At 44.7% G+C, this 12,266-nt stretch carries 13 protein-coding genes and 1 rRNA gene; 1 reads left to right on the top strand and 13 read right to left on the bottom strand.

Features of this window, described 5'->3' with window-relative positions:
- The 9 genes from PQG66_RS20945 to PQG66_RS20905 all read right to left on the bottom strand — a co-directional run.
- A 16S ribosomal RNA gene (locus tag PQG66_RS20945) occupies positions 1 to 325 on the bottom strand; the annotation flags it as partial.
- 566 nt (positions 326 to 891) lie between these two features.
- On the bottom strand, positions 892 to 2,112 hold the full coding sequence (locus tag PQG66_RS20940; protein ID WP_272039766.1) for a TraB/GumN family protein: 1,221 nt from the start codon (positions 2,110 to 2,112) through the stop codon (positions 892 to 894).
- A gap of 184 nt (positions 2,113 to 2,296) precedes the next feature.
- Positions 2,297 to 3,112 (bottom strand): DUF421 domain-containing protein, encoded by an 816-nt coding sequence (locus PQG66_RS20935; protein ID WP_272039765.1) that lies wholly within the window; start codon positions 3,110 to 3,112, stop codon positions 2,297 to 2,299.
- A gap of 364 nt (positions 3,113 to 3,476) precedes the next feature.
- Complete coding sequence (locus PQG66_RS20930; protein WP_272039744.1) at positions 3,477 to 4,694, bottom strand: TraB/GumN family protein; 1,218 nt, start codon at positions 4,692 to 4,694, stop codon at positions 3,477 to 3,479.
- Positions 4,695 to 4,875: 181 nt separating this feature from the next.
- A complete protein-coding gene (locus PQG66_RS20925) occupies positions 4,876 to 6,171 on the bottom strand; it encodes an ABC transporter permease (protein ID WP_272039743.1) in 1,296 nt (431 codons plus the stop codon).
- The gene (locus tag PQG66_RS20920; RefSeq protein ID WP_272039741.1) at positions 6,164 to 7,066 is read right to left on the bottom strand and encodes an ABC transporter ATP-binding protein; all 903 of its coding nucleotides are present in this window, start codon (positions 7,064 to 7,066) and stop codon (positions 6,164 to 6,166) included. Before PQG66_RS20920 ends, PQG66_RS20925 begins: the two co-directional genes overlap by 8 nt.
- Positions 7,067 to 7,087: 21 nt before the next feature.
- A complete protein-coding gene (locus PQG66_RS20915) occupies positions 7,088 to 7,987 on the bottom strand; it encodes an ATP-binding cassette domain-containing protein (protein WP_272039740.1) in 900 nt (299 codons plus the stop codon).
- A gap of 12 nt (positions 7,988 to 7,999) precedes the next feature.
- Entirely contained in the window at positions 8,000 to 8,389 is a 390-nt protein-coding gene (locus PQG66_RS20910) for a GntR family transcriptional regulator (protein WP_272039739.1), read from the bottom strand.
- A 93-nt stretch (positions 8,390 to 8,482) separates the two neighbouring features.
- On the bottom strand, positions 8,483 to 9,196 hold the full coding sequence (locus PQG66_RS20905) for a hypothetical protein (RefSeq protein WP_272039738.1): 714 nt from the start codon (positions 9,194 to 9,196) through the stop codon (positions 8,483 to 8,485).
- A gap of 405 nt (positions 9,197 to 9,601) precedes the next feature.
- Here PQG66_RS20905 and PQG66_RS20900 point away from each other — a divergent pair, with 405 nt between their 5' ends.
- Positions 9,602 to 9,808, top strand: coding sequence for a hypothetical protein (locus tag PQG66_RS20900; RefSeq protein WP_272039737.1), 207 nt, complete (start codon positions 9,602 to 9,604; stop codon positions 9,806 to 9,808).
- Between the two features lie 66 nt (positions 9,809 to 9,874).
- Here the strand turns inward: PQG66_RS20900 and PQG66_RS20895 are convergent, their stop codons facing one another.
- The 4 genes from PQG66_RS20895 to PQG66_RS20880 all read right to left on the bottom strand — a co-directional run bounded on the left by PQG66_RS20895 (position 9,875) and on the right by PQG66_RS20880 (position 12,266).
- Positions 9,875 to 10,246: a hypothetical protein gene (locus tag PQG66_RS20895; RefSeq protein WP_272039736.1), complete on the bottom strand. Its 372-nt coding sequence runs from the start codon at positions 10,244 to 10,246 to the stop codon at positions 9,875 to 9,877.
- A gap of 164 nt (positions 10,247 to 10,410) precedes the next feature.
- Positions 10,411 to 10,875 (bottom strand): DUF420 domain-containing protein, encoded by a 465-nt coding sequence (locus PQG66_RS20890; RefSeq protein WP_272039735.1) that lies wholly within the window; start codon positions 10,873 to 10,875, stop codon positions 10,411 to 10,413.
- Between the two features lie 32 nt (positions 10,876 to 10,907).
- Positions 10,908 to 11,837 carry a cytochrome c oxidase assembly factor CtaG gene (gene ctaG / locus PQG66_RS20885; RefSeq protein ID WP_272039764.1) on the bottom strand — a complete coding sequence of 310 codons (930 nt, stop codon included), beginning with the start codon at positions 11,835 to 11,837 and terminating at the stop codon, positions 10,908 to 10,910.
- A 108-nt stretch (positions 11,838 to 11,945) separates the two neighbouring features.
- Positions 11,946 to 12,266, bottom strand: a complete 321-nt coding sequence (locus PQG66_RS20880) for a cytochrome C oxidase subunit IV family protein (protein WP_272039734.1) — start codon at positions 12,264 to 12,266, stop codon at positions 11,946 to 11,948.

The following is a 12,266-nucleotide window of genomic DNA, read 5'->3' as shown; positions in this document are numbered from 1 at the left end:
TGTGGCCGATCACCCTCTCAGGTCGGCTACGCATCGTCGCCTTGGTGAGCCGTTACCTCACCAACTAGCTAATGCGCCGCAGGCCCATCCTCAAGTGACAGATTGCTCCGTCTTTCCAGTTCCCTTCAGGCGAAGAAAACAAGTATTCGGTATTAGCTACCGTTTCCGGTAGTTGTCCCAAGCTTGAGGGCAGGTTGCCTACGTGTTACTCACCCGTCCGCCGCTAAGTTTGAGAGAAGCAAGCTTCTCTCAAACTCCGCTCGACTTGCATGTATTAGGCATGCCGCCAGCGTTCGTCCTGAGCCAGGATCAAACTCTCCAATAAAGTATTGAAAAGAGCGATTAGCTCATTTTGAATCTGACGAGATTAAAAATCTCATTGTTGATCTTGCAAGCAAGATCAGTACTCACTCGTTGTTCAGTTTTCAAAGATCAAACTTTTACTCGTTACCGAAACCAGTTCGTTTCAGCAACTTTTATATCATACCATTTCCGAACCAACTTTGCAAGTTCTTTTTTCAAGTTTCTTTCGAAGCTTGTATGTCTTCACTTGGCTTACCACACGATTTAAACTGTGTTTTCTTGGCCGGAATTAGAATATACCACGTTTACACCCCACATGTAAAGAACTATTTAGCTAAATTTAATTTCCATTTTCATCCACAATTCTTAAACAAAACAATATGAAGTATAGACTATCTACGCCATCCACTTACCAGTTAATTAATCTTATAGTACAGGCTACTCTCTAGAACTCTACAATTGAAAGAAGACCTTTCAACACAAAAAGTATTGAAGGGTCTTCCACATTCCTATTATATAGAAGAAAACTTTCGCCGGCATGGGTAGTACATCATCTAAATACCTTTTCTAACGCTTAACCTATTTACCTTATTTACGCTCAACCTTGTACCCTTTTTCTTCAAGCAGCTTCACAATCCCGTGGTCTCCCAAATAGTGTGCTGCACCAATTACAATAAAGTACTCTTCACCTTTACCATTTTTCAGATAACCGTCAATCTTGTCAGCCATACCGATATTACGGTCAGTCAACATTGCTTTATTGTACTCTGCATCATCTGAGAAATTGTTTGTAAATTCATGCAACTGTTCATCATTACCCAATTTCCACATCTCGGCCATCTGAATTGCAGATTGATCCAACACATCGAAATTATCAATGGTGGTTCTCAATGTTTTTTCCTGTAACTCCTTTGAAAAGCTATTGAACATTGACAGTTGAGACTCGTAAGATTCTAATTCAATAAGTGGAATTTTCTGCTCTGCAGCTTTTTGGACGAAATACAAATCCACACCAGATCCGGATTTATAGCCAGCTGCTGATACTTTGAGAACTGCCAGCATGTTTTCAACCACCCAAGGCTTGTAAGCATCTAGTGCGTTAGGCTCTAACCCCGATTTCTTCAAAATCTCTCCCAATTTGTCATACGTTTCACTCGATATATGATCCTTCAGCGTTGTTCCGTCCTGATATGTACCTAAGTCCAACACTAACTTTTGCTGTTCTTCGTCTGCCGCTTTACTTACATCTACCTCTACACCGAGATAGTCTGCTTCTGCAAAAGCTTCTTCAAACTCTGGACGGAGTGGATAAAAGCTTTCGTCCGCTAAATGCATAGAACCTACTAAATACACGGTATTGCCGTTATTTTGCACTTCCCACATGAAGCCACGTCCGCCGACTTGAGCGGATTCGGTTGCGCCACCTTTAGATACGAGCAGCACGGTACGTGTAGCTTGATCCCAACGAACTTCATATCCTGCCGCATCACCAACAATACGAATAGGTGCATAGGTTACACCGTTAATGCGAACGAGCTTGCTTTTCAGCGTAATGGTATTGCCGTTCACGATAGCTGTAATGCTGTCATCGGTGGCGCTTGTCAATTCAACATCTAGCGCATCCAGTGTTGTACGAAGTGGAACGAATGTCGTTCCTTTTTCAAGGATTGGTGCACCAGCAGTATATTGAACAGCCTGATTGTCGACCTTAACAGCTGTATCTTGGGGAGCAGCCATTACTGGTACTGCCGATGATAGTAAACCTACCGAAATTGTAAGAGATAAGAGTACGCGTTTCCATTGCTTCATCATGTTATGTATTCTCCTTCGCAGTAAAAAATATTTCAAAGCCTATGGTTGGTACAAAAGTAAAAGTGTCCCTCTTTCATACGAGTGAAGGTGGATAATGTTCCATAATTTATTATATAAAATTGTTCAAAAAAAGGAACCTAGACTTTTGCCTAGGCTTTAGAGGAATCGATTATGCAATTCTTCATGACGGATTGTTTTTTTGATAGGCTTGCATTGCCGTTTGAAACTGTTCTAACGCTTCTTGATATTTGAGTCGGTCTTTGTTATTCGAAGCAAGCTGTTTTCGTAATGTTAGATCATCTTGCATCCGCTGAACCAACTCTTTAATCTGGTCATTGGGATTGGTATTGGCCGGTTTAGGTAAAGCCTCGGTACCCGTCTGCACGGTTAACTTTCCTTTACTGTCCACCTGACCGATCGAGACTTGGCTCAGAGTCAGGTTCAATTTGCGCAATTCTTTTCTGACCCAATCTTCCGTTAACCCAGCGACCTTTAATGTCTCCGGCAAAATATGACCATCCATAATGATCGTCCGGGTTTCTTTTTCGGAAGCAATATTGTAACCCAACAAGTCGGCGGTAAGTGGCTGATATTCCTTTTTCAACAAAACACTGATCTCTCCGCTCTGCTCCATGACAGCAAATTCTACATCTGCCACCCGGAAAACATCTTTTTTACGAAGCTGCTCCAAAAATTCATCAATTGTCAGCCGTTCCTTCTTCAGATTTTCCTGAATTACAGCCCCATTCTCCACAAGTACAGTTGATTTGCCATCGACAATATCACGAATTTTTTTGCTTTTCATCGTTAAATACTCTGCCCCTACCGATACGACAATCCACACAAACACTGCAATAAAACCTAAGTACCAGCTTTTATCGGTGTCCAAAGAGATATACCCCACCAAATTCCCCAAGGTAATACCCGTTATGTATTCAAACAAAGAGAGTTCAGAGATCTGCCTTTTGCCTAAAATTTTGGTGATGAGAAACAACATAGTCACCGCGGAAAACGTTCGTATGATTACCTCCAACCAATCTGGCACGTCGCATGTTCCTTTCCTGTGGAATCCTGTATTCGGATGTGGTCAATCCACTGTGTAAGGTTATGATTACCATGCGTTTCAGGTTGTATGCAAAAACTCGTCTCTTCCAATGTCCCTCCTGCTTTTGTGTACGTGTGTCGTCAAAAAAATGAGACCCATTAGGAGCATCTATCTTTCTCCCCTTTGCATTTACGCCTGTCTCAATTGAAGAAAGAATGATCATTATTTTAATGAAAAAACACCTGGTATCCAGAGCGTTATAGCATCTGGATGTCAGGTGTCCTTTTAATTTGTGATGATTGCTACAGCAAATAGATTACTTCCTCTTCACCGTGTATCCTTTATCCTCCAACAACTTCACGATTCCATTATCACCAAGATAGTGCGCTGCACCAACCACGATGAAATACTCCTCGCCTTTCCCGTTTTTCAGATAACCATCAATCTTGTCAGCCATGCCGTTATTGCGATCAGTGAGCATTGCTTTGTTGTATTCCTCATCATCGGAGAGGCTGTTCGTCAGTTCCAAAAGTTGCTCGTCGTTGCCCGTCTTCCACATTTCGGCCATGTGATTCACGGTATCATCCAACACATCAAAATTGTCCAATGTCGCTTTCAACGTTTTTTCTTGCAGCTCTCTCGAGAAGTTATTGAACATTCCCAATTGAGATTCGTAGGTTTCCAACTCGATAACTGGAAGTTTGCGTTCGATCGCTTTCTGGATGAAATACAGATCTATCCCAGCAGAAGCTTCATAACCCGCCTTCGTGGATTTCAGGCTTGCAAGTGTGGTCTCCACCACCCACGGTTTGAATGTATCCAGCACATCAGGTTCCATCCCGTTTTTCTTCAAAAGTTCTCCCAATTGAGTATACGTCTCGTTAGAGATGTGATCTTTCAACGTTGTACCATCTTGGTACGATCCCAGTTCGAGCACCAGTTTCTGCTGTGCCTCATCCGCTGCTTTGCTGATATCGACCTCAACTCCAAGATAATCTGCCTCAGCAAATGCTTCCTCGAACTCTTTACGCAATGGGTAGAAACTATCATCGGCAATATGCATTGAGCCTACCAGGTACACCGTGTTGCCATTGCTTTCGACTTCCCACATGAAGCCTTGGCCACTCGTTTGTACCGCAGTGTCAGTCCCCTTGGAGACGAGTAGAACTGTACGCGTCTTTGCATCCCAGTTAACTTCGTAACCTGTAGCGTCTCCAACAATACGGATTGGCGCGTACGTTACGCCGTTGATGCGCGTAAGCTTGCTTTTCAGTGTAATTGTATTGCCGTTAACTACGGCTGTAATCGTATCATCTGTAGCTGTTTTCAGTTGCACATCCATTGCATCCAGCGTGGATCGCAGCGGTACAAGCGTTGTTCCTTTATCGTTAATCGGTGCACCGATTGTGTAATCAACCGTTTCCTCATTCACTTTCACTGATGTCTGCTGCGGCGCGGCCATAGCCGGCACTGCAGATGCGAGCAAACCTACGGAGATCGTCAGTGACAAGAGCATGCGTTTCCAGTTTTTCATATTATGTAAGCTCCTTTAAATGTATAGTAGATTAGTTCTATTAGTCCAAACAAAGAACAACCATCCATATTACAGATAATGAATTGGGGAGAGGCCCATCTTTTTGCCTAGCATGATCCCTCTCTCCCCATTTCCGATTCCACTTCAGTTTAAATAAAATTAATTAATTCTCAAAGAATGATTAAATCTTGTACGCCTTCATCGCCTTGAACAGCTCTTTGAAGGTTGGACGTTTACCATACATCAGTACGCCCGTACGATAGATTTTAGCTGCAAGCCAGCCAAAGACGAAGATGGATACGACCAGGATGGCGAGAGACGCTAGAATCTCCCATGTTGGTGCAACACCTGCTCCGATCCGTACCAGAATCGCTGTTGGTGAAGTAAACGGAACGAAACTTGCAATTTTCAGCAATAAAATATTGGGTGTAGAGATGCTGAAGATTGCGATATAGAAGGATACCAGCGACAGCATCGTGATTGGCAGAACGGCCTGCCCTAGCTCTTCTGTACGACTGACCATAGAACCAATTGCTGCGAACAACACTGCGTACAGGAAGTAACCCAGAACGTAGAAGATCAGTCCATACACAATAACCGCAATATTGATGTCATTCACACTTAAATTGAAATCACTTAGTACCGCGCGATTGTGTGGTAATAGAATATTCCCCGCAATAACCGCTCCGAAGATTCCGATCTGCAGCATGCCGACCATGAAAATACCGATGATTTTACCAAACATCTGACTGAGTGGAGATACACTCGTGATCAGAATTTCCATAACACGCGAGCTTTTCTCAGCTGTAATCTCGGAGGCAATCATATTCCCTGTCATCATCGTGGATGTGAACAGAAGAATGATCAGCAGGTATACCACGATATAGTTAATCGGACTCATCGATTCTTCTGCACCCGCTCCAGCCTCTTCTTTATCCGTGCTGAGGCTTTGTTCAGTCAGCTTAACAGGTGTTGTAATTAACGCCTTTTGTTCCTCGGTCAATACATCCTTGACGACCATATCCAGCTTCACACTTTGCAGCGCCGTCTCGATGGACGTAACGATCTGAGGTGAAATGTCATCTGTAGAATATAAAACGGATTGCGGGAATTGTTGCCCTGCAACAGATTCAAGTTTGAGATAGCCATCGATCAGCCCAGCCTTCGCATCTGCTTTCAATGCGTTCTCATCTTTATCTCCACTCACGATGAATCGATATGCCTGATTACCCTGCGCAGTGGAGAAGTCCTCCAGTTTCTGTGCTACATCCTGCTGTTCAGTTGTCAGAAGACCAATATTCACAGGGTTATTACCTGTAGCACCACCATTGGTGTCGCCGTTATACAAGGAAATGAAATATGGAATATTGAGTCCAATCGTAATTAAAAGTGCCAGTACAATTGTAGTAACCATGAATGATTTGGTCTTTACTTTGTTTTTGAACGTAAATCCTGTAATAGTGCCCATCTTATTCATTCGACTCACCTACCTCACGGATAAAGATTTGGTTAAGCGTTGGTTCTTTAATCTCAAAATGTTCAACAGTGGTTTGCGCCATCGCTGTTTTCAGAATTTCCTGCGCTACCTCAGCCCCACTGACATGGATCTGATATCCACGCTCGTTCTGCTCTACCCGATTCACACCAGGCAGCTGATCAAGCCCTTCCACTCTTCCAAGGGTGTTAAGATACACCTGTTCCCGTGGATAACGGCTCTTGATCTCTTTGATCTCGCCTTGGACTACCGTGTTAGAGCGATGAAGTATGGTGATCTGACGACACAGCTCCTCGACATGCTCCATCCGGTGTGTGGAGAACAAAATTGCCGTACCTTCGTCGCGCAGCTCCTTCACTGTAGATTTGAGGAGTTCGACGTTAACCGGGTCCAATCCACTAAACGCTTCATCCAGAATCAAAATTTGTGGTCTATGCACTACTGCGGCAATAAAGCCCATCTTCTGTTGATTCCCTTTGGATAATTCCTCAATTTTTTTGTCGTAATACTCCGGTACCTCGAACCGCTTCAACCAGTATTTCAGACTCTCATCTGCATCTTTGGCATTCATTCCACGAAGGCGTGCCAGGTAATTAATCTGCTCACTAACCTTCACCTTCGGATACAATCCTCGCTCTTCTGGCAGATACCCCATAATCTGTTGCAGTTCCTTGTTATAGGGTTTGCCATTGTACAAGATGTTGCCCCCATCCGGGTGAATCAGCCCGAGCACCATACGCATTGTGGTTGTTTTACCGGCACCATTGGCCCCCAGCAACCCGTAGATCTCGCCCTCTTTTACATTAAGTGTTACTCCATTAACAGCTGTTTTGTCTGCGTACTGTTTGACGACTTGCTTTAATTCCAATCGGTTCATTCAGAATCGTCTCCCTTCGGTTTATCTCCACTGTACGGGTGCATACCCGGCGATCCAATACTCCAACACTTCTCCCAGTTCCAGATTGCGAATCTGGAGCACCCGATGATTGGACAGCTCCAACCTCTCCAGTGCCTCGCTCACTCGTGTCGTAATGACACGGGTCAATCCATTCTTTTCCTGAAAAGATTCCACCACCCCAGGGATACTCTCAGGTTTTAAATCCCCTTCATACCAGATTTCCTTCCACTGTTCGAGCACAAGGTCTTTCTCCGCCATCCCTAGAACTTGCCCGCGATGCATTAGCACGATGTAATCCGCCAGTCTTTTAACTTCATCGGCAATATGCGTAGCAATCAGAATGGTGGTGTCTCCCCCTTGCATATAATTGCGAAACTGTTCAACCATCACTTTCCAGGCAAAAGGGTCCAGACCGGATGAGGGTTCATCCAGAAGAAGAAGTTTGGGCCTTGCTGCAAGTGCAGCGGCAATCTCGAACTTTCGCCGTTCCCCTTTGGACATCTTGGTCAGCTTCACATCACTTGGCACATCCATGTCCTCCATAAGCTGCTTGAACATATCCATATCCCATCTCGGATACCATTGTGCTCGGAAAACTGCTGCTTCCTGTGAAGTCATCTTATTCTCTTCAAGTCCAGTGTTGTCAGCCACAAAACCAATCTGCTGTCTCAGTTCAATTGGAAGTGGCCCAGTATGCTCCTGTCCAAACCATATGATCTGTCCGCTATCCGGCAGTACAATTTGTTGCAGCATATTAAGAAGTGTACTTTTGCCTGAGCCGTTATGACCTAGAATCGCCACAACATATCCTTCGGGAATCGTCAGGTCGATCGGCCCAATCACTCTACGTTTACGCATCTTGGACACACCATTGAATTGAACAGCTATGGGTTCCACCATACTTCCCCCTCCTTACTTCGAGTAATTCATGCTCAAGACTTTCCGGAACAAGGCTTCCATCTCCTCTTCTGTACACCCCACAGCTTTACCAGACTGCACAGCCGCTTGCATCGCTTCTTCCGCAGCCTTCAGCCGATAATTCTCTCGCTCTCCTACCTCAACCTTGGCCACAAAGGTTCCTGTCCCCTGCTTCGTACGCAGCAGACCTTCATTCTCCAGATCCTGATAAACCCGTCTAACCGTAATTACACTGCAGTTCAATGCTCCGGCAAACTCACGAATGGATGGCAAATGTGTTCCCTCCCCCAATTGACCCGTTATAATTAACGACCTTAACTGATTCTCAATCTGGTGATACAAAGGTTCAGCGCTATTCTCATTTATTTGAATGGGTATCTTCACATCTTGCACCTCGCCCTCCGGTACACTCCACTTTCTTACTTCATATTTGCCGGTCCAATGTTGTATATTTTTATATCTTGATCAAGTCCACTATCAACTCAAATCCCGGTGAACTAGCTTTTTCAAGGTGAGACGACTACACAGCCATATACTTAACATTCCACATATGATCGAAACCCACATGATGGGAGATAACAAACCATCGGATTTACTCGCATCAATCAAGATCATCAGACCGTAACTATCGGTCATACGAATAAGTAGAGCAGCCCCAATCATAATAGGTATGAACAAAATACTGATAATCATATACTTCTTACCACTATTCAAAAACTCACCGAGGATGTAGAACCCTGTAATCAAAAGCCCGAATCCTGTGCAGGTCAGAGCAAAAGCCAGATATTGATCCCATTGGAATCCTTCATATTGCAGTCTAATTAAATATAATGACGCGTAATAAAAGAGACCATTGTATGTAAATGCAATTAGGGATTGCTGAATTCTCGACCACATGACAGTTTCATTCGAAATGGGGAGTCTACGATAGTAAGCCAGCATCTGCGTGTAACTATCCTCATAGATAAAACGGAAGTTACGTCTGCAGAACATGTATCCTTGCAAAGGAATCATAATCATAAAAAAACTATCGATTACCGGATAAATCGAACTGCTCTTCTCTTGACTCAGTAACATTATTCCGCTCATACTTCCCGTGTAGATCATAAACATCGCAGACCATAACCACTGAAGCTTATCCTTACTAAACTCGTTACGGGTCAGCCACCATGCTTGCTTCCATGCATCCATATCTATGCCTGCCTTTCGACTGTCTTTCTTGATCAGGTCTACTGTGCTCTTACTTCCTCACTGTGCATACTGTGTATATCAATATACACAGTATACAAACCTGTTATATATTCCGTCAACCCTTTTTTCCTGAATCAGGAAGGATTTATGGAAAAAACATCCTCCCCACGATAGAATATATACAGCCAGTTTTATCGAAAGGAATGATTCCTATGGGATGGTTGATTGAACCCTTACTTATTTTTATATTTATTTTAGTCGTGATCTGGCTCATCGTTCGGAGCGAACCTAATCGGGAAAACAACCGACGGAAGGACCGACGTTCCAGGCAGTACGGTCACCAGTCTGACTCCAGCTTCACTTCCTCTTCTTCTCCAATGAGCTCTGACTTACCCACAGATGCTCATGCCAGGCGAGATCATGCCCACCAGACTCACCATGATCACAGACTTCATGACAACCACTCTTCTTGGAGATCTGACCATCATTCGGGTAGTGATCACGGAAGCAGTGACAGCGGGGGCGATAGTGGCGGAGGGGGCCATAGTGGTGGCGGTGGCGGGGATTAATATGATCTGTCCGAATAAAAAAAGAGCTGTACCCGCACTGTGACAAAATCACAGAGGGTTCAGCTCTTTCTCTTTTTCCGGTCACCTGATTACAGAAGAGACCTCATCTTTACACGAGTTCGTAGCCTGCTGGCAGTCTGCGGTTTCTACGGATGGCACGAATTTCAGCCAGTGTGAGACGCTGATTGGTGGAGATCAACGATTCTACATCATTGCCACGGATCAAATCATCCAAGTCTCTCAGATTGGTGTTCCCACGAAAGACACGGAAGCCACCCTGAAAGTTTGGCCGTGTGAACACTACGAGCGTTGCATTACGACTTGTTGAGAAGAAGCGCAGACTCTCAACCCCACCTAAAATGTTGTCCAAGTTGCGAAGCCCTGTGTTGCCACGGAAAATACGACTTCTTCCTCTGAAGTTCTCATCCGAATACACGGTAAGACGAGGTTGCGTTTGACTAACGTTGACTGTTTTTTTCATTTGTTTCCCTCCTCTCAAACTCATTCTATGAATGAATAGGAGAGGTGGTATGGACCAATCGTCTGCGAGATTCGTCCATTTTCATATTTTTATAAGAATTTAACATGATCTAGCTTACATCCATTGATTCATTCGGAAAATATGACGCAATCGTTATACCTTCTTTAAGTGCCGAGTATAACTTCCCATACCGGGCTTGTATGTCCCCCAGGATAGAGCAGATACAGCAATACATATACCACTGTGCCGGTTAGTGCGGAACCGAACCAGATAACTGAGGTGAACTTTCCCCAGCGGCGATGGGTTCTAAATTTCTTCTTGAAGCCGAGCACCAAAGTTGAGATACCAAATACGGCAGCCACGGTAGCCAGGATGATATGGAAAATCAGAAAAATTCGATAGAATATTTCCATATCGGGATCACCACCCCAAGCTGTGTTGCCTATGAACACGGTGCGCGACATGTAAATCACAAAGAAAATTAGAGCCGCGATGGCCCCCGCTACCATTGCAGACTGGTGCGCCTCACGTTTCCCCCGAATAATCAGGACCCAGCCAATCGCTACAAGGATCGCACTAAGCACAATGAAAGAAGTACTGATCGTAGGCAGCCAAAAATACATATCCATCGTGTGTTCCTCCTTTTGTCATCACATTTCGCTCATGATTTGGCAACTGGATTGAGGGGTCCCTGCTCATTGCCACCACCAGGAATGGGATCATCATCCTCTTCCCGTCTCTCTTTTCGATACCACTGCGAAAATACGTATGCCAGCATCGAAACAAATATGCCCTCCTGTATGAACTTCATAAGAATACCGCCTACCTGCTGATCTTCCTTGGTGGAAGAGAGAAAGTTAAAGAACGTTGGCCCCCCGAATGAACGAAGGATTGTCGAAGAGTCACCCGATACGCAATACCTCATCGCTTCAGCCCATACTGCCGGGTTGCTATAAGTCTGATACAGTGGTTCGGAAGCAAAAATAATCAATCCACAAGCTGGTGTTAATAGCACCATATTCAAAAAGATAAAACCAATCTTCGACAAGCCTGACGCTTGTCTGCCCTCAGGCAATGGATTCAGCAATGTCCACCACATTAGCATCGATGTGATAAAGAGCACGATATAATACAACCGGTGGACGGTAAAATTCAGCATGACGTAATCATGCACAACGGGCAGATGATACAAGGAAAACAGTCCGTTGAACAGAACCGCTGCCACAATCGGATGCGCCAGGAAGGAAAACTGGCGAGTAGGCAGCCAGCGTAAGATGCTGCGCCATACCCAAGCGGGCAACCCCTTCATCATCAAAGGCGGGGCCACAAGATAGGATAAAGCCATACTGATCATGTGGAAGCTGAACATGACGTGACCGAGCAGATTAAACGGGCCTGCTTGTGCTAGATACAGCACGGCCAGACCTGCAAGAAACATCACCTTCTGTCCCGTTGTCGCTGGTTCTGCGCCCTTTACCTTCTCGCTGAATGGTCCTACCAAGACCAAATAAGCTGCCGCAATGATCAAACACAGCGCAAGAGTAAGCGGACTCCACAAGTCCTCAAAACTGAAATATTGCAACCCGAGCATACGGGAAACCTCCCCGTGACCTGTTTTAGTGAACATTTTGATAATCTCGTCCCATTTACTCACATAAAAAGGGGAAAAGACGACGACAATTCGCCGCCGCCATCTCTCTTACCACCAGACCCAGAAAAGAGCCATAATAATACATGTAAAGGCTACAAAAAATCCAAAAGCCATAAATAGAATAGGCATCAAGTGGCCTTTGTCTTTTAGGTGCATCCAGTAACCAAGCTGTACAAACACCTGTAGAATGGCCATCACAACCATAAGAATAATGGTGAAGGTCGTGTTAACCCCTCCTGCAGAGGCTGCTGCAAATGCAATCAACGTGAGAATAATGGAGAAAACAAACACGACGATATGCTTTTGCGGTCCTTCTACACGATGACGGTGCTTCACCGGCTGTTGATCACTTTGATCTTGAGCGGACAT

This window comes from Paenibacillus sp. JJ-100 (assembly GCF_948329825.1).
In the GTDB taxonomy this organism is placed as follows: Bacteria; Bacillota; Bacilli; order Paenibacillales; family Paenibacillaceae; genus Paenibacillus.
Note: the sequence above shows the minus strand (reverse complement) of the source record. Positions and strands in the feature narration are given on the sequence as shown.